This is a genomic window from Sporocytophaga myxococcoides (genome assembly GCF_000775915.1).
Lineage (GTDB): Bacteria > Bacteroidota > Bacteroidia > Cytophagales > Cytophagaceae > Sporocytophaga > Sporocytophaga myxococcoides_A.
In genome coordinates this window covers 38,219-64,028 of record NZ_BBLT01000011.1, presented here as the reverse complement: position 1 = coordinate 64,028, position 25,810 = coordinate 38,219, and the positions used below count along the sequence as shown (strand labels likewise).

26 protein-coding genes and 2 tRNA genes are annotated in these 25,810 nt (G+C 37.0%); 13 read left to right on the top strand and 15 right to left on the bottom strand.

The features are described from left to right. The first annotated feature begins 136 nt into the window (after nt 1–136). Complete coding sequence (locus MYP_RS26450) at nt 137–256, top strand: lipocalin-like domain-containing protein (protein ID WP_197060150.1); 120 nt, start codon at nt 137–139, stop codon at nt 254–256. A gap of 474 nt (nt 257–730) precedes the next feature. Further along, nucleotides 731–1,723: an SDR family NAD(P)-dependent oxidoreductase gene (locus tag MYP_RS21005; protein ID WP_052430411.1), complete on the top strand. Its 993-nt coding sequence runs from the start codon at nt 731–733 to the stop codon at nt 1,721–1,723. A gap of 413 nt (nt 1,724–2,136) precedes the next feature. On the opposite strand, the gene MYP_RS26640 is transcribed toward MYP_RS21005, so the two are convergent. Together MYP_RS26640 and MYP_RS21000 are read right to left on the bottom strand one after the other, a co-directional pair. Then, the gene (locus MYP_RS26640; protein WP_231570079.1) at nt 2,137–2,277 is read right to left on the bottom strand and encodes a GIY-YIG nuclease family protein; all 141 of its coding nucleotides are present in this window, start codon (nt 2,275–2,277) and stop codon (nt 2,137–2,139) included. 241 nt (nt 2,278–2,518) lie between these two features. Continuing rightward, nucleotides 2,519–2,591: transfer RNA gene (locus MYP_RS21000), tRNA-Met, on the bottom strand. A gap of 305 nt (nt 2,592–2,896) precedes the next feature. On the opposite strand from MYP_RS21000, the gene era reads away from it, so the two are divergent. From era to MYP_RS20980, 4 genes are all read left to right on the top strand, one after another. Beyond that, the gene (gene era, locus MYP_RS20995) at nt 2,897–3,793 is read left to right on the top strand and encodes a GTPase Era (protein WP_045467930.1); all 897 of its coding nucleotides are present in this window, start codon (nt 2,897–2,899) and stop codon (nt 3,791–3,793) included. A gap of 68 nt (nt 3,794–3,861) precedes the next feature. After that, on the top strand, nt 3,862–5,169 hold the full coding sequence (der, locus tag MYP_RS20990; RefSeq protein WP_045467927.1) for a ribosome biogenesis GTPase Der: 1,308 nt from the start codon (nt 3,862–3,864) through the stop codon (nt 5,167–5,169). 11 nt (nt 5,170–5,180) lie between these two features. Beyond that, complete coding sequence (locus MYP_RS20985) at nt 5,181–5,399, top strand: hypothetical protein (RefSeq protein ID WP_045467924.1); 219 nt, start codon at nt 5,181–5,183, stop codon at nt 5,397–5,399. 117 nt (nt 5,400–5,516) lie between these two features. Then, nucleotides 5,517–5,708, top strand: a complete 192-nt coding sequence (locus tag MYP_RS20980; protein ID WP_045467921.1) for a hypothetical protein — start codon at nt 5,517–5,519, stop codon at nt 5,706–5,708. A gap of 132 nt (nt 5,709–5,840) precedes the next feature. Here the strand turns inward: MYP_RS20980 and uvrB are convergent, their stop codons facing one another. The 11 genes from uvrB to MYP_RS20925 all read right to left on the bottom strand — a co-directional run bounded on the left by uvrB (nt 5,841) and on the right by MYP_RS20925 (nt 18,464). Beyond that, nucleotides 5,841–7,928, bottom strand: a complete 2,088-nt coding sequence (gene uvrB / locus MYP_RS20975; RefSeq protein ID WP_081990625.1) for an excinuclease ABC subunit UvrB — start codon at nt 7,926–7,928, stop codon at nt 5,841–5,843. A 63-nt stretch (nt 7,929–7,991) separates the two neighbouring features. Continuing rightward, nucleotides 7,992–8,735: a shikimate dehydrogenase family protein gene (locus MYP_RS20970; protein ID WP_045467918.1), complete on the bottom strand. Its 744-nt coding sequence runs from the start codon at nt 8,733–8,735 to the stop codon at nt 7,992–7,994. After that, nucleotides 8,735–9,385 carry a DedA family protein gene (locus tag MYP_RS20965; protein ID WP_045467915.1) on the bottom strand — a complete coding sequence of 217 codons (651 nt, stop codon included), beginning with the start codon at nt 9,383–9,385 and terminating at the stop codon, nt 8,735–8,737. The genes MYP_RS20970 and MYP_RS20965 overlap by 1 nt, the downstream gene beginning before the upstream one ends. 2 nt (nt 9,386–9,387) lie before the next feature. After that, nucleotides 9,388–10,158, bottom strand: coding sequence for a phosphosulfolactate synthase (locus MYP_RS20960; RefSeq protein ID WP_045467912.1), 771 nt, complete (start codon nt 10,156–10,158; stop codon nt 9,388–9,390). Beyond that, a complete protein-coding gene (locus MYP_RS20955; protein WP_045467909.1) occupies nt 10,151–11,557 on the bottom strand; it encodes a tetratricopeptide repeat protein in 1,407 nt (468 codons plus the stop codon). Before MYP_RS20955 ends, MYP_RS20960 begins: the two co-directional genes overlap by 8 nt. A 139-nt stretch (nt 11,558–11,696) precedes the next feature. Beyond that, complete coding sequence (locus MYP_RS20950; RefSeq protein WP_045467906.1) at nt 11,697–12,677, bottom strand: SDR family NAD(P)-dependent oxidoreductase; 981 nt, start codon at nt 12,675–12,677, stop codon at nt 11,697–11,699. Next, a complete protein-coding gene (locus tag MYP_RS20945) occupies nt 12,674–13,411 on the bottom strand; it encodes a tyrosine-protein phosphatase (RefSeq protein ID WP_304627172.1) in 738 nt (245 codons plus the stop codon). Before MYP_RS20945 ends, MYP_RS20950 begins: the two co-directional genes overlap by 4 nt. Continuing rightward, on the bottom strand, nt 13,408–15,852 hold the full coding sequence (locus tag MYP_RS20940) for a polysaccharide biosynthesis tyrosine autokinase (RefSeq protein WP_045467903.1): 2,445 nt from the start codon (nt 15,850–15,852) through the stop codon (nt 13,408–13,410). The genes MYP_RS20945 and MYP_RS20940 overlap by 4 nt, the downstream gene beginning before the upstream one ends. 15 nt (nt 15,853–15,867) lie before the next feature. Continuing rightward, on the bottom strand, nt 15,868–16,563 hold the full coding sequence (locus MYP_RS20935) for a polysaccharide biosynthesis/export family protein (RefSeq protein ID WP_052430410.1): 696 nt from the start codon (nt 16,561–16,563) through the stop codon (nt 15,868–15,870). 129 nt (nt 16,564–16,692) lie between these two features. Beyond that, complete coding sequence (gene rfbC / locus MYP_RS20930) at nt 16,693–17,238, bottom strand: dTDP-4-dehydrorhamnose 3,5-epimerase (RefSeq protein ID WP_045467897.1); 546 nt, start codon at nt 17,236–17,238, stop codon at nt 16,693–16,695. Nucleotides 17,239–17,330: 92 nt separating this feature from the next. Then, nucleotides 17,331–18,464 carry a glycosyltransferase family 4 protein gene (locus tag MYP_RS20925; protein WP_045467894.1) on the bottom strand — a complete coding sequence of 378 codons (1,134 nt, stop codon included), beginning with the start codon at nt 18,462–18,464 and terminating at the stop codon, nt 17,331–17,333. A 73-nt stretch (nt 18,465–18,537) separates the two neighbouring features. Here MYP_RS20925 and MYP_RS25490 point away from each other — a divergent pair, with 73 nt between their 5' ends. The 3 genes from MYP_RS25490 to MYP_RS20910 all read left to right on the top strand — a co-directional run bounded on the left by MYP_RS25490 (nt 18,538) and on the right by MYP_RS20910 (nt 20,577). Further along, nucleotides 18,538–19,209: a SirB2 family protein gene (locus tag MYP_RS25490; protein ID WP_052430408.1), complete on the top strand. Its 672-nt coding sequence runs from the start codon at nt 18,538–18,540 to the stop codon at nt 19,207–19,209. Between the two features lie 51 nt (nt 19,210–19,260). Then, nucleotides 19,261–20,472, top strand: a complete 1,212-nt coding sequence (gene hflX, locus MYP_RS20915; protein WP_197060149.1) for a GTPase HflX — start codon at nt 19,261–19,263, stop codon at nt 20,470–20,472. A gap of 33 nt (nt 20,473–20,505) precedes the next feature. Then, nucleotides 20,506–20,577 (top strand) — tRNA-Arg (locus MYP_RS20910). A 253-nt stretch (nt 20,578–20,830) separates the two neighbouring features. On the opposite strand, the gene MYP_RS20905 is transcribed toward MYP_RS20910, so the two are convergent. Beyond that, nucleotides 20,831–21,175 (bottom strand): hypothetical protein, encoded by a 345-nt coding sequence (locus MYP_RS20905; RefSeq protein WP_045467888.1) that lies wholly within the window; start codon nt 21,173–21,175, stop codon nt 20,831–20,833. 137 nt (nt 21,176–21,312) lie between these two features. Here MYP_RS20905 and MYP_RS20900 point away from each other — a divergent pair, with 137 nt between their 5' ends. From MYP_RS20900 to MYP_RS20885, 4 genes are all read left to right on the top strand, one after another. Further along, nucleotides 21,313–21,654 carry a helix-turn-helix domain-containing protein gene (locus MYP_RS20900; protein ID WP_045467885.1) on the top strand — a complete coding sequence of 114 codons (342 nt, stop codon included), beginning with the start codon at nt 21,313–21,315 and terminating at the stop codon, nt 21,652–21,654. A gap of 160 nt (nt 21,655–21,814) precedes the next feature. After that, nucleotides 21,815–22,549, top strand: a complete 735-nt coding sequence (locus tag MYP_RS20895; protein ID WP_045467883.1) for a helix-turn-helix transcriptional regulator — start codon at nt 21,815–21,817, stop codon at nt 22,547–22,549. 65 nt (nt 22,550–22,614) lie between these two features. Then, nucleotides 22,615–23,172 carry a dihydrofolate reductase family protein gene (locus MYP_RS20890; RefSeq protein WP_045467880.1) on the top strand — a complete coding sequence of 186 codons (558 nt, stop codon included), beginning with the start codon at nt 22,615–22,617 and terminating at the stop codon, nt 23,170–23,172. 212 nt (nt 23,173–23,384) lie between these two features. After that, on the top strand, nt 23,385–23,732 hold the full coding sequence (locus tag MYP_RS20885) for a hypothetical protein (protein ID WP_045467877.1): 348 nt from the start codon (nt 23,385–23,387) through the stop codon (nt 23,730–23,732). 88 nt (nt 23,733–23,820) lie between these two features. Here MYP_RS20885 and MYP_RS20880 read toward each other — a convergent pair whose 3' ends face one another. Next, the gene (locus MYP_RS20880; protein WP_045467874.1) at nt 23,821–25,533 is read right to left on the bottom strand and encodes a PP2C family protein-serine/threonine phosphatase; all 1,713 of its coding nucleotides are present in this window, start codon (nt 25,531–25,533) and stop codon (nt 23,821–23,823) included. Nucleotides 25,534–25,810: the final 277 nt, after the last annotated feature.

The following is a 25,810-nucleotide window of genomic DNA, read 5'->3' as shown; positions in this document are numbered from 1 at the left end:
AGTGAAAATTATTTTGAATGCCAACTTCATTAAAAGATAAATTTATTGGAGCCTGGAAACTCATATCCTATGCAGAAAATCCAGTTGATGGATCAGCACTGTTTTACCCAATGAGTGAAAAACCGATGGCATCATCATGTATACGCCAGATGGTTTCATGTCGGAGCAATTGATGCACCCGGAGCGGAATAATTTTGCTTCAGGTGACTGGTTTGACATAACTGATGCAGAGTACAAACAGGAAACATCTACTTAATCGCCTATACAGGTCCATTTCAAGTGGATGAAGAGAAACAAACGCTTACATACTCAATGTTTATTTCCCTATTTCCTAACTGGACAGAACAGACTCAGCCCGACTTATAAAAATTGATGGCGATATGTTACATCTCGGCACTGCAACACCTATCACTTCTGGCGGTAAACTGGTCAATTCAACTTTAATCTGGAAGCGCGCCAATAAACAGTAATAAACAGACTGATTTACCAGATTTAAATCCATACTATGAATCTTCTTAATGAGGAGTTATAGATTGATGTCAATACAAATTTGAGTTAGTAAAAATGGTTAGATGGAGACCTGTTAAGTCTTTGATTGAAAAAATAACAACCTCATTTGAATTAATAAATATTCAAGAATACGGTCTCTGTTTTATTGAACAAATAATCACAATAGCAGTTTATCGTCGATTGTTCTTAACTAAAACAAATACCTTCAAATAATAATATAATGGCATTTAATACCGCAATTGGTCAGGATTCTCGCCGGAACTTTATTAACCAGGCAGCAGTTATTTACTTCACTTCCTGCAGTGAAGATATTCCTTCCTCAATGAATATCGTTCCACAAACCAATGAGCACGAACCTAAAGAGAAGAAAAAAAAGGTTCGGAAAGTAGCTGTAGTTACTGGAGCAGCAAGGGGAATTGGACGTAGCGTATGTGTTGCTTTGGCGAAAGAGGGTATAGATATTTTTGGAATTGACATTCTCGCAGAAGCCAGTCCGCTTGCGGAGTACCCTCACTCTACTGAAAATGATTTGACAGAAACAAAACGCCAGGTGGAAGCCCTAGGAAGTGCTTTTTATTTTGCAAAAAGCGATGTAAGAAATTATCAGCAGATGGAAGACACTGCCAAACAGGCTCTGGCATGGAAAGGAAGGATAGATATTGTAGCGGCGGTCGCAGGTGTTCAGTTGTTTAAGCCTTTTGAGTTAACAGAGCAAAGGCATTGGCAAGATACCATTGAAAACAATGTATTAGGAACAGCCTATACCATGCGGGTTTTCACGCCTTATCTTATTCAACAAGGAGGTGGATCAATAGTTATCGTTTCTTCAACGCAAGGTATGCGGGGACTTAGACATGGAGCTGCTTATTCCTCGTCAAAATGGGCACTCGTAGGATTAGGTAAATCTGCTGCCATAGACTTAGGTGGGCACAATATAACGGTTAACATAGTAGTACCAGGTTTGATCGATACTGCAATGACCAGGAATGAGAGAAGATGGAGAGAAGCTATGGGTGCTGGGTTTGAAAACACGAAACTTACTGAAGAATTTGTGTCTAAAACATTAGCAGAACGGGACGTCCTTCATTTACCATGGCTTTCGCCTGATGACGTAGCTCCGGTGGTTGTATTTTTAACTTCAGACGCTGCACGAAAGATTACAGGTGCCGTTTATGATGTTACCGGAGGCACCAGCACTACTTATACTTCCTAAAATGAATTGATTGATAAATGAGATCGAAAGCAAACTACTCAATCATAATAGATAGACAACCTTATTGCGAGAATTCTTCTACTACTTCTGAGTATGATACTAAAGGTAAGAAGGGATTCTGGGGAAACATTGCTTTAGCGAGTCCAATCTTTGATACAAAAATTTATAATATCGGTTGACTAATTAATTTCTTTTAATTAAACAAAATAGCCTCAAAGTTTCCATCAAGGCTTTATTTAGTAGCGGGAGCAGGACTCGAACCTGCTTCCGCCAGCTGGCGGATATGAACTTAATGAGCGCCCTTTAATTATTGAGATTCAATAAAGATCTAATAAAAACTCGTCCTTGGTATGACTTCAACTCCTTTTCTCTTTTCATCGCCTGTGCTTTATCTGCAAAAGTTTCTGAATAGATCAAAATCCAAGGCCGGATTTTATTGTCAAACCTTTAGAGGCAAGGTGGTTATGTGAAAGTAATCTTTTCTCCAAATCAGAGGTGTACCCAATATAGATTCTATCTGAAGATGGAGAATGTAAAACGTAGGTTGAAAACATAGCTGATAAATGTTTAATTAAACAAATACAAAAATGCCTCAAAGATTACTCTCTGAGGCTTACTTAGTAGCGAGAGCAGGACTCGAACCTCTGTCCGTCAGCTGGCGGATATGAGCCCAACGAGCTTGAATTGGTTATAATTCTTAATATTAACTAATTAATTATTCCGTAAAATCTTCAATGAAATTCTTTTAGCAAAAACAAAAAAGCCTCAAAGATTACTCTCTGAGGCTTTACTTAGTAGCGGGAGCAGGACTCGAACCTGCGGCCTTTGGGTTATGAGCCCAACGAGCTACCAACTGCTCCATCCCGCGCTATATTTTTAATGTTTTGATTCTTCTACTTTAAAAGCCTTCTGCTTTTTATATTCAGGCAACTTTAGTTTAACCCGGAATCCCTCAGAATTGTTCAGGATTTTTTCCTTCTTTCTTTCTGTAATTCGGATGCAAATGTAATGCTTTATTTAATTAAATCAACTACCTTTGCATATCTTTTTCAATAAAATTTTAACGATTTATTGAAAGATAAAGATAATCAACGGAATAAGCAATTTGTCTATATCGCGATTTTGCCGATAATTTAAATTCCCTTCCTTTTGTTGGAGAAAATCTGAGTAAAAATGTCTGAAGCCAAATCTCATAAAGCCGGTTTTGTTAGCATTGTCGGGAAACCAAATGTAGGTAAGTCTACATTAATGAATGCATTGATTGGTGAGCGCCTTTCAATCATTACATCCAAAGCACAAACGACTCGTCACAGAATCATGGGAATTCTTAATGGTGACGACTTTCAGATTGTATATTCTGACACCCCCGGCATCCTTAATCCTCAGTATGAACTGCATAAGGCGATGATGGGCTTTGTTACAGGCTCATTGCAGGATGCTGATATAATTCTTTTTGTAACTGATATATACGAAAAGGAAGAAGAAGTTTTCGAAATCACTGAAAAGATTAAGAAAATGGGACTTCCCATTATCGTTATTGTAAATAAGGTGGATCAGATTAAGAGCCAGGAAGAGCTGAAAGAGAAACTTTCATATTGGGCTACAGTCTTTCCTGCAAAAGAAGTATTACCGGTTTCTGCTCTGGAAAAATTTAACCTGGAATTATTGTTCAATACAATACTCGAAAACCTTCCGGTACATCCCCCCTATTACGGCAAAGACGAGCTCACTGACAGACCGGAAAGATTTTTTGCTGCAGAAATTCTCAGAGAAAAAATTCTTTTAAATTATAAAAAGGAAGTTCCATACAGCTGTGAGGTAATTATCTCAGAATTTAAGGAAAAAGAAGACCTTATCTCCATCAGAGCAGATATCCTTGTAGAAAGAGATAGTCAGAAGGGAATTATCATTGGTCATAAAGGTGCAGCTTTGAAAAAGACGGGTACCCAAGCCAGAGAAGAGATGGAAAAGTTTTTTGCTAAAAAGGTTTTTCTTGAACAGCATGTAAAAGTAGAACCTGAGTGGAGAACCAAAGCTGATAAGTTAAAAAGATTTGGATATCTGCAATAATCAGAATTATATTCGGAATGTCCGGATCATAGAAAAGTAAAAGTATTTAAGAATTATATAAAGAAGGCATGGCTAATATTATAGCAATTGTTGGAAGACCTAACGTGGGAAAATCCACACTATTTAACCGTCTCGTCGGCACCAGAACTGCGATCATGGACGACATGAGCGGTGTCACAAGAGACAGGCATTACGGATATGGAGAATGGATCGGGAAGTTTTTTACCATTGTAGATACAGGTGGATATGTAGCGAATACAGATGATCTTTTTGAAGAGGCAATTAAGGAACAGGTTGATGTTGCTTTAGAAGAAGCTACAGTGGTACTGTTTGTTGTCGATACGTTTGCAGGTCTTCATCCTCTTGATGAAGAGTTTGCACATAAGTTAAGAAGAGCGAAAAAGCCGATTTTCCTTGTAGCTAATAAAGCAGACACTCATGAAAGAGCAAATCTTTCCGGTGAGTTTTATGCACTTGGTCTTGGTGATGTATATCCTATTAGCTCTCAGAATGGGTCAGGCACGGGAGAACTGCTTGATGAAGTAGTAAAGCATTTTTCAAATGACGGCATCGAAAATCCTGATGAAGGCGTTCCAAGAATAGCGATTATAGGCAGACCGAATGTTGGCAAATCTTCATTTCTTAACGTACTTCTTGGGAGACAAAGAAGCATTGTAACGGATATCGCAGGTACCACAAGAGATGCAGTGGACGCGAAATATACCGCATTCAATAAGGAGTTCATTATTACAGATACAGCAGGATTGCGCAAAAAGGCAAGAGTAAAAGAAGATATTGAATTTTATTCTGTCTTAAGATCTATCAGAGCACTTGAAGCTTCTGACGTTTGTATCGTTATCATTGATGCCCAGAACGGATTGGAAACGCAGGATCTTAACATCATTGGTTTAGCCAACAGAAATCGTAAGGGTATTGTCCTTTTGGTCAATAAATGGGATTTGATAGAGAAAGATACCAATACTGCTAAGAAGTTTGAAGATGACATAAGGTCCCAACTAGCGGGTATGGATTTTATTCCGATTATTTTTGTGTCTGTTTTAAATAAACAGAGAATTCATAAGGCAATAGAAACAGCAATTGACGTTTATGAAAGCAGAAGTAAGAAAGTCACAACTTCTGCTTTGAATGAAGCTTTGTTGCCTGAGATTGACAGATACCCTCCACCTTCACTGAAGGGCAAGCATATCAAGATCAAATACATAACGCAGTTGCCGACACATTCTCCCACGTTTGCTTTTTTCTGCAACCTGCCTCAGTACATAAAGGGCCCGTACGCAAAGTTTCTGGAAAATAAATTGAGAGAGCACTTTGGATTCGAGGGTGTTCCTGTTAATATCGTATTCAGAAAAAAATAACTTCAATATTTATGAAAAAGATTTTATTTGGCAGCCTAATCATTCTATCATTTACGATTATTTCTTCATGCGAGGAAAAATCCAAATCTGAGAAAGCGCTTGATAAACTGAAAGAAAAATCCGAAGAAGCTGTTGAGGCTACCGGCGAAGCTGCTGAAGAGACCTCAAAAGAGGGAGAGAAGGCAGGGAAAAAGGCTAAAAAGAAGTTGAAAAAATTATTGGAGGATTAATTTATTGCATAGATGCTAACATATTTTTTTTCCAAAAAAATCCCATTTTTCCTTTTGCGATTTAAAAATATCTATATATTTGCATCTTAAATCTAAATTAAAAAAGTTTTAATTACTATGAGAAAATTATTTGCGTTATTATTCGTAGCTGGTACATTATCATTCGCTTCTTGCTCTGAGAAAAAAGCAGAAGAAGCTTCTACTGCTGAAACTGTTGACACTGCTCACGTTGAAGAGGCTCCAGTTGCTCCAGTAGACACTAATGCTACTGCTCCAGTAGACACTAATGCTACTGCTCCTGCTCACTAATTAGTGATCGCGGTCAAAAAAAGACATTCAAAAAAAGCCTTGGTTAGACCAAGGCTTTTTTAATTATATCAATTTCAATACTTTTTAGATTAGGTTTGAGTATTTAAAACTTTCTTGTAATTCGGAAAATTTCTATTTTGATTTTTTTGATTTTTTCACGGTCTCGCTGCTTTTCTTGTCTTCATTTTCTACACTCCCTGAATCATTCTTTTCCGCAAGTTTTTTTAACTCAAACAACTCATCGCGTAAACGGGCAGCTTCCATAAAATCCATTTCTTTGGCCGCTTTTTCCATTTCTTTCTGTGTTCTCTGAATCATCTTTTCCAACTCAGGTTTGCTCAAATATTGCAATACAGGGTCTGCTGCCAGATCTTTATGTTCTTCCTGAACATAGTATGTTCTCGTTTCTTTTCTGGAATCCGCAACCTTGGTCTGACCGAGAATTTCTTCACGGCTTTTTAATACAGTCTTTGGCGTAATATTATGCTGCTTATTATACTCCATTTGGATTGCCCGTCTACGGTTGGTTTCTTCTATTGAAATCCTCATAGAATCAGTGATTTTGTCGGCATACATAATCACTTTACCATTCTCGTTTCGCGCTGCCCTGCCAATGGTTTGTATAAGAGACCTCTGGTTTCTCAGGAAACCTTCTTTATCTGCATCCATAATGGCTACCAGAGAGACCTCAGGTAAATCCAGACCTTCTCTTAAAAGGTTGACACCGACCAGCACGTCAAAAACCCCCAGGCGTAGTTCTCTCAATATTTCTACTCTGTCCAGTGTTTTTACTTCAGAATGAATATAACGACATTTAACATTTACCTTTGACAGGAACTTGGTAAGTTCTTCGGCCATTCTTTTCGTAAGAGTGGTTACAAGCACTCTGTCATTGGCTTTCACCCGTTCATGAATTTCGTCCAGAAGGTCATCAATCTGGTTACCGCTTGGCCTTACCTCAATAAGCGGGTCAAGCAGTCCAGTCGGCCTGATAATCTGTTCTATTACGACTCCGTCACATTTTCTCAGTTCATAGTCAGCAGGGGTTGCACTTACATAAATAGTTTGAGGAGCCATATTTTCAAATTCATTAAAAGTAAGCGGCCTGTTATCAAGCGCAGAAGGCAGCCGAAAACCATAATCAACAAGGTTTACCTTTCTGGAACGGTCGCCTCCCCACATGGCTCTGATCTGGGGAACTGTTACATGGCTTTCATCTATAACCATCAGGAAGTCGGAAGGGAAATAATCCAGCAGGCAGAATGGCCTGTCTCCCGGATTTCTTCTGTCAAAATACCTTGAGTAGTTTTCTATACCTGAACAATAACCAATTTCTCTCATCATCTCCATATCAAACTCGGTACGCTCCTGTATTCTTTTGGCTTCCAGATGGCGTTGCTCAAATTCAAATAACTTCACCTGCTTTACCAGATCATCCTGGATTTCGCTTATGGCTAATTTTAAAGCGTCTTTACCGGTGACAAAAAGGTTTGCCGGGTAAAGGTTAAAAAACTTCTCATCATTTAATTTTTTTCCTGAATGAGGATCAATTCTCTGAATAGCTTCAATCTCATCGCCCCAGAAAATAATTCTATAGGCAAAGTCGGCATAGGCAGGAAACACATCTACTGTATCTCCTGTAACACGAAAAGTACCGCGTTTAAATTCTGCAGTAGTTCTGTTATAAAGAATCTCTACAAAAGCGTAAAGAAGCTTATTCCTGGAGACTTTTTCGCCTTGTACCACTGTTACGATATTTTTGCCAAACTCTTCAGGATTTCCGATACCATAGATACAAGAAACCGAGGCTACTACAATGATATCTCTTCGTCCGCTCATGAGAGCCGAAGTGGCGGCAAGCCTGAGCTTTTCAATCTCTTCATTTATCGAGAGATCTTTTTCTATATACAAATTAGATGAAGCGATATAAGCTTCCGGTTGGTAGTAGTCGTAATAACTGATGAAATATTCGACCAGGTTATCAGGAAAAAAATGTTTGAACTCACCATAAAGCTGAGCTGCCAGGGTTTTATTGTGGCTCAGGATCAGGGTAGGTTTTTGCACTTCCTGAATAACATTAGCTATGGTAAACGTTTTCCCTGAACCAGTAACTCCAAGCAAAGTCTGAGCAGGTTCACCTTTGTTGACTCCGTCTACAAGTTTTGCAATTGCCTTAGGCTGATCGCCAGTTGGCCTGTAATGTGATGTTATGTTAAACAATTGAGCTCCTTTTGGTATAGGTTATAAAAACATTGTCACAACCTCGGTAACATAAGCGAGTTGCTAACTGTTCCATATTTCCCAGGCTTTTTCAGCCTGGAGATGCAGCATTTCAAGACCGTTTTTTGTTCTAGCCCCCAGCCTACTTCCCTTTTTCATAAAAAGGGTTTCTTCGGGGTTGTAAACAAGGTCAAACAAGTAATGTTTTTCTGTAATAAATTCGTAAGGGATTGCGGGACAGGTATCGACTTTTGGATACATGCCAAGAGGAGATGTATTAATAATAAGTCTGTATTCTGCAAGCACCTCAGCATTCACATCCTCATAGCTGAAAAGATATTGACTTCCGGACCTGGAAACCATTTTAAAAGGAATAGCAAGGTCGTCCAATGCAGCTATCACAGCTTTAGCAGCGCCCCCAGTTCCAAGAATCAATGCTTTAAGAGATTTCAGATCTTCGTCTCCAAGAAATTTAATAAGTGAATTTTTAAATCCGTAGTAATCGGAGTTATACCCTTTAAGCTTATTTCCTTCTATTACTTTGATGACATTAACAGCGCCGATTTTTTCTGCAGCAGGATCCAGTTCATCTAACATCTCTATCACCGCCTCTTTATGAGGAATAGTTACATTAAGGCCTTTAAGTTGAGGCTGGGATGAAATAACAGAGGGAAGCTCAGTGGCTTCCCTTATTTCAAATAGTTCGTATTTACAATTTTGTATTCCTTCTTTTTCAAACTTTTCAGTAAAATAGCGTTTGGAAAAAGAATGGGTAAGCGGAAACCCAATTAATCCATATACATTCATTAAGCTACAGTTTTTTTCTGAAACTTGCTCCTTAAATATTCTATAAGTGGAGGTGTCATAGATAAAAGAATTATTCCAAAGATTACAAGAGTAAAATTCTTTTTAACAGCTGGAATATTTCCAAATAAATACCCAAGCAGGGTAAATCCTGCTATCCATAAAATGCCTCCGATAATATTATAACTAAGGAATTTCCTATAGTTCATGGTACCTACACCTGCTATAAATGGTGCAAAGGTTCTGATAATAGGCATAAAACGGGCAAAAATGATGGTTTTTCCACCATGTTTTTCATAGAACTGCTGCGTTTTAATAAGATGTTCCTTTTTTAGCAAACGATAATCTTTACTAAAGACTTTCGGACCAATAAAATTGCCAATGAAGTAATTCAGTGTATCGCCAAGAAATGCTGCAATAAACAAAAGAAAAATTAACAACCAAAGATTCAGACTGCCCAAAGCAGCAAAGGTTCCTGCTGCAAATAGCAGTGAATCACCCGGCAGAAAAGGCATAATTACAAGGCCAGTTTCCACAAAAATGATCATGAATAAAATCAAATAAGTCCAAAATCCATAATCAGTAATGATTTGGCTTAAATGCTGATCGAGGTGTAGGAATAGGTCAATAAAGCCCTTTATTAAGTCCGTCATTTTTAAAGTTTATTTAGAAAATAATCAAATGTATCACTTCTGAGTCCCAAACGAAGTGTTTCTAATGGAATAACTTCATTTGGAGAAATATTTCCGAGATTAACATTTGAACTCAGAAGTTTGATAAACCAAACTTGTTGTTCTCTCTGAGGGGCTTCCCAGATTATTTTTTCAAAAGGAATTTTAGTTAAAATTTCTTCTACAAGACCTGATCTAACCTCCCCAGTGGAACGGAAAAGTCCAACATTTCCCCCTTCTCTGGCTTCTCCGATTACTTTCCAGGCACCTGCATCAAGTTCAGCCTGCATCAATTGAATCCACTTGTATGGTGGAATAATTTTTTCAACGTCTTTTGATCCTACCTCAGATAATACAGTTACTTGCTGTGAAAGACGATTGATATACTGACATTTAACATCATGATTTAGTTCAATGCTTCCGTCGGAGACTTCAGCAAAAGTCATATTGTATTTGTCCAGAATTCTTATGTAATCCTCAAATTGATTTCTTACAATAAAAGCTTCGAAAAGAGTGCCGCCGAAATATACCGGTATGCCTGCTGACTTATAAATGTCAAGTTTATCTTTAAGATTTGGAGTAACGTAAGAGGTTGCCCAGCCAAGCTTAATGATGTCGATATAATTCCCTGCGACTTCAATCAAATCTTCCGTTTCCCTGATACTTAGACCTTTATCCATTACCATTGTAAAGCCGTATTCTCTCGGTTTTTTAGTCCTCTCAGGGATCTTGGAAAGCACAAAATTGTTATACATCTTCTTTTCTATACTGATCAATGATTTTATACAGCGCCTTTTGAGTTTCCAGTTTTGGGAAAAACTCATAGAGGACAATATGTTTTTCAAAGTTCAAAATTAAACCATTTTCTAAATAATTAAAGGCTTCTTTGTAATTACCTGCATTAATTAAATAAGCGGCTGCTCTATAGTACAATAATGCTTCTTCCGGAATCTCTTCTATACCATTTTTAATCAATTCAATAGCTTTCGGATTATCTCCCTGCTCGTAGTGAATAAATGACCAGTTCAGCCAGAGCTCCGGGTCGTCCGGACGCAGGAAACATGCTTCTTCGTAAGCTTCCAGGCAGGACACTATATTTCCTGTTTTATATTCTGCTTTGGCAAGACCAGACCAATAATCAGGGTTTTCTTTTTCTAACTTTATGGCTTTTTTAAAAAAATGGATCGCCTCATATGATTTTTCCTGACTGTCCAGACATTTTCCTAAACCGTACCAGGCCTCACTGCAAAAACAATCCAGTTTTGATGCTTTTCTGTAAAATTCTATTGCCTGGCCAGGTTTGTTAAGTTTTTCATAACAAGTGGCAATACTTAAATAGGTTTCCGGATCCGGATCTTCAAGTTCGAGTGTTCTATTATAGCATTCAAGTCCACGCTCTGGCTGTTCCATCTGGACATAGCAATTCCCCATGTTAAACCACGCAGAAGCAAAATTGTCATTAATAGCCAAAGAAAATTCATAAGCATGAATTGCTTTTTCATAATCGGTTAATTTGAAATAGACAATACCCATGTTGTACCAGGCAAAATAAGAGTAAGGGTCCTGGTTTATGAATTTCTCATAAAAAGACAAACTGTCTTCAAGCTTGCCAGTATGATCCAGGCAGAACGCCAGGTCATAAAGAGCTTCTTCATGGTGTTGGTTTTCCTCGATGGCTTTCCTGAAAAATTCTATGGCAATGTCCATTTTTCCCCATTCCTGATAGGCAAGACCAAGGCCATAATACATATCATCTTTTTCCTCAATTATATCGAGTGCGTGCTGAAGTAATTCAATTGCATCTTCAAACCTTTCCTGCTGAATAAGAATGTTGGCTTTCAGGAATATGATATCTGAATCGTTAGGTTGAAACAATTCTGCTTTTTCAATATGCTCCAAGGCTTCATTAAAATCCTGCTTTTTGGCAAGCAGCTCAGCCTTGGCAACAAGAAGTTCAACAGAAAAAGGGAATTGAGTAATCGCGATCTGGCATGCCGACAGCGCTTTTTTGTATTTCCCGACTTCCGTATAGTGTTGAATAATGTACTCATAGGCACTAATATCAAAAAAGATACTTTCGCCGTTTTTCAGCATCTCTTCAAACTTCCGAATCAGGTCTTTTCCCTGTTGGTTCTTTCTGAATTTCCTTTTCATTTAAGAGATAGAACTGAATTAATAACTAAATTATGTAAAATGTGCAAATAGCTGATTTTATGATATGGGACAGAAATCCAAAAGGATTCTCATTCCTACAATTTAACAATTGAAATTTAAAGGAAGAAATAAGATTTGATTATTTTTCGACCTTGTGTAATAGTTGCTCGCAGGTCCAGGAAACGGTATTTTCAAAGGGAATAAAGCTGTAATTGAGCAGGTTTTTAATTTTTTCATTGCTGTAAATCACATCACTTTTTGACAAACCGGCTGTTTCCTTAGTAATCAAAGGCTTTGATCCGGTAAGCTTATAGCGAAGATACTCAAATCTCCAGGCTATATTTCCTATGAATTTAGTTACTTTATACGGAGGTTTTCTCTTACCAAACTTTTCAGCTACCATATCGAAGAAATGTTTATACGATGTGGTCCCCGCGTTCAGAATAAATCTTTCTCCCGTAATATTTCTGTTGTGCAGACAAATTACAATTTGGGTAACATCACGTACATCTATATAATTCATTTCCTTTTCGGAGTAAAACAAATTATTTTTCCAAACATACTTAAATAACTGACTACTCCCTGAATTCCAGTCTCCCGGGCCTAATATAATGCTAGGATTTACGATAAATCCGTTTAATCCTTCCTCAAATGCCCTCCACACTTCAAGTTCTGCGAGGTATTTACTTTTGCCATAACTACTGTTCATAGGAGAGTCTTCCCAAACAGTGGCTTCTGTAACCCGACTTTCATTTTTTGATCTTCCGATCGCCGCTATGGAACTTATATGAATAAATTTTGAAATTCCTTTGTTTAATGCTGCATTTACAAGGTTGGCTGTTCCCTTCGCATTTGTTTCAAAGAGTAGCTCTTTGTCTTGTGGCTGATAAGAAACAAGAGCCGCAGAATGAACAATGGTATCTACTCCTTCGATGATCTTTTCAAGCCCTGTTATATCAGACAGATCCCCCTCTTCCCAGATTATCTTCTGAGCATCTTCTCCAAGTAAATGGAAAGAGCTTGATTCCCTTTTCATTGCTTTTACCTTGTGACCTGTTTTGATAAACTCTTTTGCCAGAAAGCTGCCCAACAGACCTGTAGCTCCGGTTATAAAAATCATAAGTAGTTGTTCAGGAGATTGAGTTGAAGTGCCTTTTTATAATGCTTTGAAGTACGTGCCTTTTTCATTGCATCTATATGTCGTATACCGTGGCAATCTGAGCCAAGCATATCTACCATACAGTTGTCAATCAGCTTGCTTGCATATACTTGCGCCGCCTTTGAATAATAACCGCTTAGCGAATTGATATTTACCTGAAATAATACTCCTTTTTCGTAAATTTTTCTGAACAAAGAAAAATCAGAATAAAGGTAGGTATATCTTTCCGGATGGGCCATAACAGGTTTGTAACCCTGACTTTTCATTAAGAACAGAGCTTCGTCCAGAAAAGCAGATTCATTGATATATGAAGTTTCAAAAAGCAGATAATTGCTGCCGAATGTAAGCAATTTTTCTCCTGATCTTAACTTGTCCATAAACCATTCGTCAAGGTAGTATTCTGCGGCCGCCTCTAATTTTATAGATAAGTTATTATCTTTAATAAGACATTGAAGTACTTGAAGTTTTTCGGTGATGATTTCTGGAGTATTTCTGAAAAAATCACCCATAATATGTGGAGTAGCAATCAGTTTTTTGTATCCGAATTGCTCAAAAGCTTTAAGCAGTTCGAGAGCATCTTCAGTAGAGTCCGCTCCATCGTCAATACCGGGAAGGACGTGAGAGTGCATATCCACGAATAATGGCTCTTCTGCTACTGTAGCTTTATCTTTTTTCTTAAAAAGGCCAAACATCATGCTTTAACTCCTGCGAGACTTTTTATTTTCGAAATAATTGATTCCTTCTCAGTCTCCCCTTCATAATAACCATATCCATAACCATAGCCATAGCCACCATAGCCATAAGTATTGATCGCTTTCAATGCATTCATTAATACACAAAGTTTTGGGATGGTTTTCACCAGTTTGTTAATGTTACGTTTTGCACTTTTCTTCGAATAATCAGTGCGCACTACGTATAAAGGAATATCCGCTTTCCGAAGTATAAGTATACCGTCAGTAACAAGGCCCACAGGAGGTGTATCAATCACGACTACATCGTAGATTTCAAAAAGGCGCTTGATTAACATGTCAAACTCCTCTCTCAGTATCAATTCTGAAGGGTTAGGAGGTGTTGGTCCTGCAGAAATGAATGACAGATTGGAGATACTTGTCGACTGAATGCATTCTTCAAGGGTGTGCTTACCAATAAGGACTGTACTCATGCCTTTAAAATTCTCTTTCTCAAAAGCAAGGTGTACCTTTGGCTTACGCATATCAAGATCCAGGAGTATTACCTTTTGATTTGACAGTGCTATAACTCCGCTGAGATTTGATGCTACGAATGTTTTCCCTTCACCGCTGACAGTAGAGGTTACTGCTATCAGTTTTTTCTTTTTATTAGGACAAATAAACTCCAGATTCGTCCTTATGGATCGGAGGGCCTCGCTTATTGCTGATTTCGGATTCTTATCGACAACAAGTTTAGATACTTCCATTTTTTCTTTGCTGTATTCAGGAATACCACCAAGCATACTTGCATGCAAGGAGCGCTCCAGCTCTTTCTGAGTAGAAATTGTATCATTGAGAAGGTATCTGATCGCAATGAGAGATATTCCAAGGAAGATGCCTATACCAAGCCCACTGATGTATATGAATATTTTCTTCGGATAAATAGGATTCGGATTGTTCAAAGCAGGAGAAAGTATTACAAAATTAGGAATAGTACCGGCTTTGGCGATTCCGAATTCCGCTTCTTTCTCCATCAGAAGAAGGTAGAATTTCTCATAAATGGAATAAAAACGTTTAAGCCTGGTAAATTCTGTCTCTTTAGACGGAAGGCTTAATACTTCCTGCTCCAGTTGCACCATTTTGGCGTTGATTTCAGCAGTTTGCTGATGCAGAATTCTTTTGTTGATATCTATCAGCTCCAGGACATTTTCTTTTATACGCTCAATAGACTTGTTCTTGGTTTTTACCACAAGCGTATTTTCTCTTTGAGAATTAAGAAGCCTGTTTCTTTCTTCCTGCAACGTATTCAGGCTATTGATTGCTGCAGATAACTGCGGGTTTTCAACCTGGCTAAGGGCTGGGATGAAACTATTAACTTCCTGATCACCAAGAATTAGGTCTTTTAATTCGCCAAGCATTGAAATTCTTGATTTCAGCACCTGCTTTTCCTTTTCCAGCTCCTCGATCTTAATGCCACTTTTACCAAAGTCTTGTTTTACATCAACTGTCCTGTTGTTTCTAACGAATGTTTCCAGGTCTTTCTCTGCTTTTGCAAGATTCTCTTCTGTTTTAAGCAGAGATGCTTCAAGGAATTTGATGGTCTGTTCGTGAGACTTTGATTTATTTTCGAGTGTCTGTTCCAGATATACAGAGTCAATGGTATTGACAATGTCTGTAGCCTTTGAATAGTTGTGATTTTTATACGAAAGGAGAATTGTATTGGCATCCAGATTAAGAATAGAAACTGAAACGTTATCCATCAGGTTTTTGACGAGGGCTTCTTTACTGTTCATTGTAAAGAAATATTTTGCACCAGTCTCGTTTGTAGACCAAAAAGTAGTTGGATATAATGTGAATGAGTAATTATCTGTAGAAATCTTTTCTCCGAAATAGTGTTCGGACTTAATTTCTTCGTCATTTTTTTTATAAGAAAGAAGAAATTTGTCTTTATCGAGAAAGGTAATATCAAATTTAAAATCCAGGAAATCAGGGTGCTTTATTTCTCCTATAACCTTAAATGGGGAATTGTTATATCTTTCTTCATAGAGAATATTCCCATAAGCGAAATAGCTGACATTCATTTTCATTCTGTCAACTATCTTTTCATAAAGGTAACGGGATTTAAGGAATTCGATTTCTCCGGAAATAGTGGAAAGTTTATTTCCAGGCATGTTTTCATCATTGAACTTGTTAAGCCCGAGTACACCGGCCTCACTTTTTAGGTCCAATTTCAGAATGGAAGAGGATTCATATACAGGTTTAGTATATCGGACATATAAAAATGCTCCTGTAATACTTAGTACAACCAGAAGAATTACCCATACAAGACTTTTATTAGCTATTACAAGAAGTTTGGCAAAATCAAAATCGCCGAATACATCATCCTCTTCTTCGCTATCATCTGCAAAGCTTACTCTTTGGCCCGATCCGTTTAGAGACCTTTTATCTTCGTCTTCCAATAAAGACATAGTAATGAATTAAAATTATTTGACGGTAGTAATTAATACAACCAAAGTAATTAAAGTACCCAGAACGGAAATAATCGGAGCAATTTCTCTGGCAGATTCGCTCAAAACTCTTCTTACAGGTTCAATATAAACGATATCATTAGGCTCAACCTGAAGGTTTGCCTTTTTCATTCCCTCAATGGTTGATAAATCTACAATTGTTACATCCGGATTTTTTAAATCTCCTCTGATGTGTCTGATATTAAAGGCTTTTCCGTTTTCAAGAATTCCACCGTAAAGAGCAATTACCTCTACCAGATTTAATTTCTGATTTTCCAGAGGAATAACTTTGCCTCCTTGAGGACCAAGAACTATTACGCGTTTATTCCCAAACTTGGTAATAACGAAAGGATCTTCATAAAATTTTGAATATTGAAGACTTAAAAGACTATCTGCCTCTCTCAGGGTTTTTCCTTCCAGAAAAATTTCTCCAACCATTGGAAGTCTTACTTTACCATCCTGGCGGACAAGATATTTTGGCTTTTCCAATCTGTTCTGATAATTATTCTGATTCATCATCATTTCATTATTGGGATCCACCAGACGCTCTCCTCCGTTGGTATGTATCTGGACTTCAAGAAAGTCATTCTTTTGTATGAGATAAGTAGGGGTGCCTTCTTTAAGAATTTGCCTTACTGAGTCCACGACAATTTCAGTTTCTGTTTTGAACATCCTGCTATGGTTAAACATTCTGCAGGAAAAGAGACCGAATGTCAACTGAATACAAATAAAATAAAGAAGTAGCCTTTGAATACTCATACTATGAACGCATTCATGGGAAAGTAATTTTCCCATGAATTTTTATAATGACGAAAGGGAGAATAATTCTTTTAACGGTTTTAAAATCTGGTCCTTGTCGGAAACCAAAGGATTTTTTACCATCCAGTCTATATTCAGAGTGGGGTCATTCCAGACGATACCAGACTCCGATTCTTTGTGGTATAAGTTAGTGCATTTGTAGAAAACAATACTTTCCTCCAGTGCTGAAAATCCATGAGCAAACCCTTCAGGCACGTAAACCATATTGCATTTTTCAGCATCCAGGATGAAGGTATCATATTTACCGAATGTAGGAGAATCTTTCCTCAGGTCTACAGCAACATCCAGAACTTTACCCTTTATTACTCTTACGAGTTTGCCCTGAGCATATGGTGCATTCTGAAAATGAAGCCCTCTTACAACCCCAGGAATAGAATAAGACTGGTTATCCTGAACGAATGTGAGGTCTAGTCCATTGTCTTTAAAAACTTTTGAATTATAGGATTCAAAAAAGAAACCCCTGTCGTCTTTGAATACTCTTGGAGTTATTTCAAAAAGATCTTTAATGTAAGATTCTCTAAAGTGCATATGATCAAATTTAGTAAAGATTTTCAACTATTTTTAACTGCAAATTTGAAATAAGGGTAAATGAAAGAGGAAATGTATTATTTTCTCTTAAATTATAGTTTTTGAGCAATTTTCTCTTCTAAAATTTGCCTAATTGAAGTTTCATAAGTTTTAATAACTATTTTTTCATCAAATTGCTTTTGAGCTTTTTCCCGCGATTTAATAGACATTTTTGAATATGCTTCTTCCGGCAAGTTGTACAAGGCTTCCATTTTCATTCCCAGGTCCTTTGGGTCTTTGACTTTGCACAAAAATCCATTAATCCCGTCTTCAACAACTTCCCTGCAACCTGGCACATCAGTCGTAACTATCGGTATTCCACACGATGCAGCTTCAAGCAGGCTTTTGGAAGTGCCTTCTCTATAACTTGGCAAGACTACACAATCTGCTTCATGGTACAATTTGAGAGAATTCTTTTCAAAACCTTTGTATTCAATTAAGCCCTTGTTTATCCAGTCTTCCAGCTGAGAAGCGGGAATTCCAAGCTTTGTTTCTTCATCAAGACTCCCGGCAAGCATAAATACAGCATCTGTTCTTGACCTGATTAACTCTATTGCTTTTATGTATTCGATAATTCCCTTATCATAGAGCAGCCTTGCAACAAGCAAAAACCTAAAAGGATCTCCTTTCTTAAAACTCTTTCTTTCATTGGGGCGAAATTTTTCTGTATCAACGCCAGATCCGGGGATCAAAGCAGTTTTATTGAAAGCAATCAGATTTTTTCTGACGAATAAGCTTCTATCATCTTCATTCTGAAAAAATACCTTCTGGGGAAATTTGAATGCCAGTCTGTAAAGCGCTTTGGCAATTTTTGTGGAAAAATTATCATGTAAAAAAACAGTTCCAAGCCCGGATACATTATTAATCACAGGAATTCCAAGGCTTGCAGCAGCTAGGGTTCCATAAATATTGGGCTTAATCGTATAGTGTAAGATGAGATCAGGTTTAATTCTTCTATAGATTGACCTGAGCTTCAGCATGTATCGGATGTCATGGAACATGCTGCTGCCTTTGCTCTGAACGTTGACTGGAAAATATCCAAGGCCTGCACTGATAAGTTCTGGAGAAAATTCATCTTCCGGAGAAATTGCATATACTTCAAATCCGCAATTCATTAAATGTCTGGCAAGTCCCAATCGGAAATTGAAAATGTTCCAGCTAGAATTGACAGAAATAGCAATTTTCATTATACCGTTACCTATATAAATTAGATTTTTTACAAACTAAAAATTAATTTTGGGTTGAAACAAATATAATTTTATGACCAAAGGCTTTTTGCACACACATAATCTTGTGGTGGTAATCTTCTTGATTACATTTATTATTAAAACGGTTCTTTTACTGTTAAATAGATACGAGCAACTCGACAAAATAAGGGAAAAGACCAAGGTTTTGGAGATGATTATGGGTGCACTTATCCTGATCACAGGAGGATATCTACTTTACGCAACGAAAAATACTCAACCTTATATTATTGCTAAAATTGTAATTGTGCTGGCCTGTATTCCTTTAGGAATTGTTGGTCTTAAAAAGAAAAACAAAGCTTTAACCGTAATTGCTTTATTGGGCTTCTTTTACGTGTTAGGTATTGCACTTACAAAAAGCATAACACTGACAAAGCAGAAAATCGAAGTTCCGGCAGCTGTATCTGATGAATCTTCATCAGCATCTGAAGGAATAATTCAGGAAAATGCTGACAATGCTCTAAGCAATGCGAAAGCAATATATGAGCAGGAATGTTCAAGATGTCATGGTATAGATGGGAAACAAGGCCTTGCAGGTGCAAAAGATCTTACCGCTTCCCAGCTTTCTGATGCTCAGAAAAAAGAAATGATTCTAAAGGGAAGAGGTGTGATGGCCGGCTATGAAGGCAGATTGTCTGAACAGGAAATAGATAATCTGGTTCTTTATATTAATACACTGAAGAAATAGTTTTCTCTTTACTGTGAATAAGATGCAAAAAAATATTGTTGCTTTTACGTGATGAAAACAAATACAGGACAAGAGACAAAAAAGGCAGTAGAAACAGCGATACTTGTAGCGCTTATTCATAAAAGACAACCTCAGGACAGGGCTAAGGAATACCTTGAAGAACTGGCATTTCTTGCCAGCACTGCTGGGGTAGAGACACTTGCATGGTTTACCCAAAAGGTAGACCATCCTGATCGTCGTACTTTTATAGGTAAAGGAAAGCTCGAAGAGATACAGGCATATGTGACCGCTCATTCTGTAAACAGGGTTATTTTTGATGATGACCTTTCTCCTTCTCAATTAAAAAACCTTGAGAATGAGCTTAAGGTAAGAATATATGATCGCAGTCTGCTTATTCTTGAAATCTTCATGAACAGGGCACAGACTGCTCAGGCCAGAACTCAGGTTGAGCTCGCCCGTTATCAATACCTGCTCCCTCGTCTTACAAGAATGTGGACACACCTTGAAAGACAAAGAGGAGGTACCGGAACCAGGGGGGGATCTGGAGAGAAAGAAATTGAAACCGATAAGCGGGTTATTCGTGACCAGATTACGCTTCTGAAAGAGAAGCTGAAAAAGATTGACATGCAAAATGCCACTCAGAGAAAATCCAGAACGGATATTGTAAGGGTTGCATTGGTAGGATATACCAATGTCGGTAAATCAACCCTTATGAATCTGCTTTCCAAATCTGATGTATTTGCTGAAAACAAGCTTTTTGCAACCGTTGATGCGACTGTCAGAAAGATCAATTATCTGAATATTCCATATTTGCTGTCTGATACAGTAGGTTTTATAAGAAAATTGCCGACAACGCTGATTGAGAGTTTTAAATCAACATTGGATGAAGTAAGGGAAGCGGATATATTGATTCATGTAGTGGATATTAGCCATCCATCATTTGAAGAACATATTGAAGTTGTAAATGCTACCCTGGCTGATATCAAAGCAGCTGATAAGCCTGTAATACTTGTATTCAATAAAATAGATCAATATCATCCAGAAGTCGAGCAAAGTGAGCTTGATGGAGAGAAAATAAGTGAGGCAGAGGTTATAAAGGCATCCCTGGAGCAATTGAAGTCGAGTTATCTTAATAAAAATCAGTTTGCGACGGTTTTTATAAGCGCTACTCAGAGAGAGAATATTGATGAATTAAGGGAGATCATAGGTCAGAAGGTCAAAGAAAAACACCTGATGATCTACCCGAATTATTTGATTTATTGAGGAAAATATATATTTTAGCACCCTCATTTTTGAGGCCTCGTAGTTCAATGGATAGAATAGAAGTTTCCTAAACTTTTGATACAGGTTCGATTCCTGTCGAGGCTACTGAACAGCAAGAGGGTGAGTATTGAGCAAGAGAAATTTTCCTTCTGTTGCTGTTGCTCGGACTCTTGCTTTTTTATTAAGCCCACCTATGAGTTTTCGAAGGATTTTATTATACCAGGGATATCTCAATTAGATCATCTAAACTCAATGGCTTATTGTAGTATTTAAACGCTCATTTCTGTGAGTAAGTCCATGCAGTCAATTAAAACCTCCTCAATACAAAGAAGTACAATCATAGGCCTTTCATAATTTTTTATATGAACACTATTAACTCTCCTGATAATTCAATTAGCTCTTCTCCCGGATAGAGTGTTTCGAGAAGAACTAAATCATGAGTTTTATTATCAACTCGATAAAAATTATAGCTTTTATCATACCTTAACGCCATTATACTTCCAATCATCTGTATTTCTCTTTCAATCTTATTCAGCAGGACAAGTAGATTAAGATTTAGCTCTGCTTTAGTAATGAATTTGGTTTCATATTTTAATACCTCGTTGTTTAGGTTCATGACAAGAACTTCAAGGTAATGAATTTTTGCTCTGAGATTTTTGATCTCTGAGTAACTGTAGGTGTCTCTGGTTGGCTTTTCTTCCATGATATTTAGCTGGTTAAATAGATTGCTAAATTAATTATTTAAATATTCTTTGCAAACATAAATAATCAATTTTGATTATTTAGTTATCAAATTTGAGTTTATATCAGCGCAAAATTGCTGCTAGTTTTACCAGACCCATGAAAAATTTATCTCTAGGTAAAAAACTAAAAGCAATTCGTCAGTCTAAAGGGCTTACACAGGATGATGTTGTATATGAAACGGAAATCTCTAAGGCTACCTATACAAGAATTGAAACAGATAAGACAAGTGTTACCATTGAGGATCTGGAAAAAATTGCAAAAGTGCTAGAAGTAACTGTTATTGAAATTCTCACCTATGGGTCTGACTCTGTTTCTGAGTTGGAGAAGTGCCGAAAGCAATTACAGGAGAAAGAAAAGGAGTTAAGGGCAAAGGATAAAGAAATTATATCACTCCAAAAGAAACTGCTTGCAGAGATGGAAAAGAAGCTGAAAAAATAAAGCCTTCATAATTTTAATGAAGGCTTGATCCCATCACCAATATATCATCTATCTGTTTTTCTTTAATTTCTCTCCCCACCAGGTTTAATGTCAATTAAATTAATGAAACTACGTTTATATAATCTTTAGAAGTAAGAATAAAAAATTACTCTCAAGAGCAATGAAATATCAAAACCTTAAACCTTCTATAGAATTAGCGCCTTATATTCACTCCTTTTGGGAATTGAAGGGAGAAGTTAACGATGGTCAGTGGGAACGCACCTATCCTGATGGATGCTCTGGACTGGTTATTAATTTAGGAGATACCTGCAGAACTGACAATGGCCTGGTTTCTATGGACTATGGTAAAACATATGCCGTAGGGGCTATGACTTCCTTTAAGGATAGCTTTATTGATGCTAACACTCATCTAGTAGGCGTATGCTTGAAACCAGCTGCATTTTCAGTTTTTTATAAATATGCCCCTCAATGTGAATTGACAAATTCTACAATAGCGCTTGATCCTCGACAATCCTTTAGCTTCGAAAAAATCAGTAAGAGTCCTTTAAATTATCTCAACAGATTTTTTATTGATAGGACTAAAATTAACCACCAGCCTCTCCAATCAGTTATTGAAGATATTCATAAATCAAATGGCCAACTTAGTATTTATGAAATTTCAAAAAGAAACAATACAACAGTAAGACAACTAGAACGAAATTTTAAAACTCATATAGGCATTACGCCAAAAGAATATTCAAATATCGTTCGATTTCAAAATGCTATGTCAATAATTAGAAATTCTGATCAGGAACGAAGCTTATTAGACATTGCCTTTGAATGCGGTTATTATGACCATTCTCATCTTACCAATGAAATAAAAAGGAACACCGGACTTGCTCCATCTCAACTTTAATTTTGTCGCATTTCTCCAAAGTTCAGGAACTCGCTAGTCTTTAATTTTACTCAAAACATGTTTATATGAGAAAGGTAATTTTAAATCTAGCAATGACCCTGGATGGGTTTATTGAAGGCCCAAATGGAGAAATTGATTGGTGTATAATGGATGATGATATGAACTTTGATGCTTTCATATCAACCATTGACACGATATTTTATGGTAGAGTGAGTTATGATGCCTGGGGAAATTTTCAACCCGACGAGAATACAAGCCCGGCAGAAGTGGCGATGTGGCAAGGAATTCATTCCAAGAAAAAATTTGTTTTTTCAAGCCAAAACAGACAAAGTGAAAAAGCAACTTTCATTACTTCCGACATAGCAAATAAAGTAGCAGAGATAAAAAAGCAGGAGGGAAAAGATATCTGGCTATACGGAGGAGCAAGCCTCATAAAGACATTTATAAATTCAGGACTTATTGATATCTATAAAATTTCTATTCATCCTGTAGCTTTAGGTAGTGGAAAGCCTTTATTTGAAAATTTAAAAGAACGCATCAACTTGAGATTAATTAAGACTGATGTTTTCAGATCAGGAGTTGTACAATTTACATATGAGCCTGAGCTTTTGAAGCGCTCCTGATACAACAAGAGTCTGAGTATTGAGCAAGAGAAGTTTTTTGCTGTTGCTCGGACTCTTGCTTTTTTACGCTCTTCTCTTGGTCACGATACCCATTAACTTTATCCTCCCAAGAACTTTTGATTTAATCGAAATACATGATGCAAACACAACTAATACCCTTACCAATTTTGTTATATAAGAAATAAATATCAGGAGGAAGGAGGAGATATAAAATGGGCATTTCAGATACAATTAAGAATGTAGGAGAATCAGTGACTCAAAAAGGTTCCGCAGTAGAACAAACTGTGGATGTTACAAAAGACGTTGGCTCAAAAGAAGGCAAACTGGTTCAGCAAGCTGAAGGGGCTTTATCAGATGCAGTTAGCCCAATAGCGGCAATGGGAACAGATGCAGCAGTTAATGCAGTTGTTGCTTTTCTTAAAACTGAGGAAGGAAAAAAAGTAATTGTACCAATAGCAAAACATCTTCTTAAAAAATACTGGTGGGCTGTAGCAGGAATTGCAGCTTTTGAAGTAATTGGAATTTTTGCTACAATAAGATTCTCCCTTTCAAGGAGGTGAAGTTTTCCTTAAGTTGGTATTCGTTTAATAAGTGGAATATCCCAATCCCAATGATACTCCTAAAAATAGTATTATTGGGATTTTTACTTTAGTTCACTTTCATGCCCATTACCAAAATATCATCTATTTGCTTTTCCTTAGTTCCCTTCCATTCTTCAATAGTTTTATTCAGGATATCCTTTTGCTTATTGAATGGCTCCCTATGAATTTTCAACAACAGATCTTTTAAATTCTTTATCATAAATTTCTTACTTTCAGGTCCTCCAAACTGATCTACATATCCATCTGAGAACATATAGATCTGCGTATCACCATCGTAAGAAATTGTATGTTTGGTGTAATCTCTGTGAGCCTCGCCCTGAGAGCCGCCTATCGGATGTTTGTCACCTTTTAAATGCTCGATCTCTCCGTTTTTAATGACAATAATAGGGTTCTTGGCTCCTGCAAATTCAATAGTCTTACTTTCACGATTAATCACACATAAGGCCATGTCCATACCATCTTTATTATCATTCTTGTCCTGCTGAAGGGCAGACCTTACATTTTTATTAAGTTCACTGAGTATTAAATGCGGTTCATAAATTTTATTATATACAATCATGTTTAACAAGTTGTATCCAACCATTGACATCAAAGCTCCGGGAACACCATGACCTGTGCAATCTGCAGCTACTATTATAACTCTATTACTTATTTCTGTACCTGCCTCATTTCCACGATCCCCCTCATTTACATTAAAAAACCAGTAAAAGTCACCACTTACTATATCTTTGGGCTTAAATAAGATAAAAGAATCTTCGAATAAATGCTGATAATCACTCTCATTTGGTAGCATTGCATTCTGAATTTTCTGAGCATAATTGATTGAATTGGTAATGTTCTCGTGCTGATGTTTAATTACACCCAATTGTTTTTCAATCTGTTCACTGTAAAGTCTCTTCTGACGTAAGTTTTTATAAATTACATAAGCTAATACAGAAAGGGTAATGATACCTAAAATCAAGGAAGCGATGATCGCTGTAATGAACCTATGTCGAGCATCTTTTTCCTTTATTACAAGTTCCTGATTTTTTAATCTTGATTCCTGCTCTTTAATTTTTAAATCTTCAATCTCTCTTTCTTTTTTTAATAAGTCTATCTGAGCAAGGTGTTCTTTATTCTTTAAATCAAGGAAATCTAAAGAATCTTTCGCTCTTTTTAATTCGTCAGTCTGTTTACTAAGCTCTTCTTCGGTTTGCTGCTTATCTATTTCAGCTTCATGATTTTGTTTTCGTAGCTTGGTTATTTCTAATTCATTTTTCCTTGATTGCCTTTCCAGCTGCTTTTTTTCCGCTGCCGTTTTAATTAAGTTCAGCCAATAGGTATACTCTTCTTCTTTTTTGCGAGCACCGGTTTTATGATTAAACTGAATCAATAGTTCATAAGTCTTTGCCAGTAGGTTTTCATCTCCACAGATCTTTGCCGTCTCAATGATTTTTTCTAGTTCCGTAATTGCCCTTTTTGTTTTTCCGGATTTGTCATATAATTCAGCTGATTCTATTGCTTTTATTACAACAGATCGTTTATCCTCTACTTCTTTTCCTGAACTACTTTTTTTACCAGCTCCTTCCACAGAATGAAAGAAGAAAATAGCTATCAGAAAGATGAATGAACCTATGTTCCTCATATACAATGTCGTCGTTAATGCTACCAGTAATGCTGCACTTATAAGAGTATTTAAACGAAAATGCAATTTGCAGAGAGACCCATTGTAAGGTTTATTGATATAGTAAAGAAAAATTATTTTTAATGAAACAGGCATAAAATCTATGCCTTACACATAAAGAGGATTTTATATCCAATCAACATTACCAATCTACTGATGAAAAAAAATCAGGTTGATTTAACTAATCAAGCCCCTTTAAAAAAAAGATTATATAAATCCGGGAAGTTCTGTGCAATTTTCAAACGAATACAATCCCATTGATAAAGAGATCATGACTCAGAAGGGAAAGTTATTTGACTTGACCAGGAAGCAATGAGAGCCGCACGAATGCTATATAAGTAAAGTTGTACGTAAAAAGAGAATTTACATCCTT

Excerpts from the sequence above, each read along its gene's own strand:
- MYP_RS20965 (WP_045467915.1), bottom strand. The coding sequence starts at position 9,385 with ATGACGGACTTAATAAAGGGCTTTATTGACCTATTCCTACACCTCGAT.
- MYP_RS20960 (WP_045467912.1), bottom strand. The coding sequence starts at position 10,158 with ATGTATAACAATTTTGTGCTTTCCAAGATCCCTGAGAGGACTAAAAAA.
- MYP_RS20890 (WP_045467880.1), top strand. The coding sequence starts at position 22,615 with ATGAGAAAGGTAATTTTAAATCTAGCAATGACCCTGGATGGGTTTATT.
- MYP_RS25490 (WP_052430408.1), top strand. The coding sequence starts at position 18,538 with ATGACCAAAGGCTTTTTGCACACACATAATCTTGTGGTGGTAATCTTC.
- MYP_RS20970 (WP_045467918.1), bottom strand. The coding sequence starts at position 8,735 with ATGAATGTATATGGATTAATTGGGTTTCCGCTTACCCATTCTTTTTCC.
- MYP_RS26450 (WP_197060150.1), top strand. The coding sequence starts at position 137 with ATGTATACGCCAGATGGTTTCATGTCGGAGCAATTGATGCACCCGGAG.
- MYP_RS20885 (WP_045467877.1), top strand. The coding sequence starts at position 23,385 with ATGGGCATTTCAGATACAATTAAGAATGTAGGAGAATCAGTGACTCAA.
- MYP_RS20895 (WP_045467883.1), top strand. The coding sequence starts at position 21,815 with ATGAAATATCAAAACCTTAAACCTTCTATAGAATTAGCGCCTTATATT.
- MYP_RS20940 (WP_045467903.1), bottom strand. The coding sequence starts at position 15,852 with ATGTCTTTATTGGAAGACGAAGATAAAAGGTCTCTAAACGGATCGGGC.
- MYP_RS20925 (WP_045467894.1), bottom strand. The coding sequence starts at position 18,464 with ATGAAAATTGCTATTTCTGTCAATTCTAGCTGGAACATTTTCAATTTC.
- MYP_RS20980 (WP_045467921.1), top strand. The coding sequence starts at position 5,517 with ATGAGAAAATTATTTGCGTTATTATTCGTAGCTGGTACATTATCATTC.
- era (WP_045467930.1), top strand. The coding sequence starts at position 2,897 with ATGTCTGAAGCCAAATCTCATAAAGCCGGTTTTGTTAGCATTGTCGGG.
- MYP_RS20950 (WP_045467906.1), bottom strand. The coding sequence starts at position 12,677 with ATGATTTTTATAACCGGAGCTACAGGTCTGTTGGGCAGCTTTCTGGCA.
- rfbC (WP_045467897.1), bottom strand. The coding sequence starts at position 17,238 with ATGCACTTTAGAGAATCTTACATTAAAGATCTTTTTGAAATAACTCCA.
- MYP_RS20880 (WP_045467874.1), bottom strand. The coding sequence starts at position 25,533 with ATGCCTGTTTCATTAAAAATAATTTTTCTTTACTATATCAATAAACCT.
- MYP_RS20985 (WP_045467924.1), top strand. The coding sequence starts at position 5,181 with ATGAAAAAGATTTTATTTGGCAGCCTAATCATTCTATCATTTACGATT.
- MYP_RS26640 (WP_231570079.1), bottom strand. The coding sequence starts at position 2,277 with ATGTTTTCAACCTACGTTTTACATTCTCCATCTTCAGATAGAATCTAT.
- hflX (WP_197060149.1), top strand. The coding sequence starts at position 19,261 with ATGAAAACAAATACAGGACAAGAGACAAAAAAGGCAGTAGAAACAGCG.
- MYP_RS21005 (WP_052430411.1), top strand. The coding sequence starts at position 731 with ATGGCATTTAATACCGCAATTGGTCAGGATTCTCGCCGGAACTTTATT.
- MYP_RS20945 (WP_304627172.1), bottom strand. The coding sequence starts at position 13,411 with ATGATGTTTGGCCTTTTTAAGAAAAAAGATAAAGCTACAGTAGCAGAA.
- der (WP_045467927.1), top strand. The coding sequence starts at position 3,862 with ATGGCTAATATTATAGCAATTGTTGGAAGACCTAACGTGGGAAAATCC.
- MYP_RS20905 (WP_045467888.1), bottom strand. The coding sequence starts at position 21,175 with ATGGAAGAAAAGCCAACCAGAGACACCTACAGTTACTCAGAGATCAAA.
- MYP_RS20955 (WP_045467909.1), bottom strand. The coding sequence starts at position 11,557 with ATGAAAAGGAAATTCAGAAAGAACCAACAGGGAAAAGACCTGATTCGG.
- MYP_RS20900 (WP_045467885.1), top strand. The coding sequence starts at position 21,313 with ATGAAAAATTTATCTCTAGGTAAAAAACTAAAAGCAATTCGTCAGTCT.
- MYP_RS20935 (WP_052430410.1), bottom strand. The coding sequence starts at position 16,563 with ATGTTCAAAACAGAAACTGAAATTGTCGTGGACTCAGTAAGGCAAATT.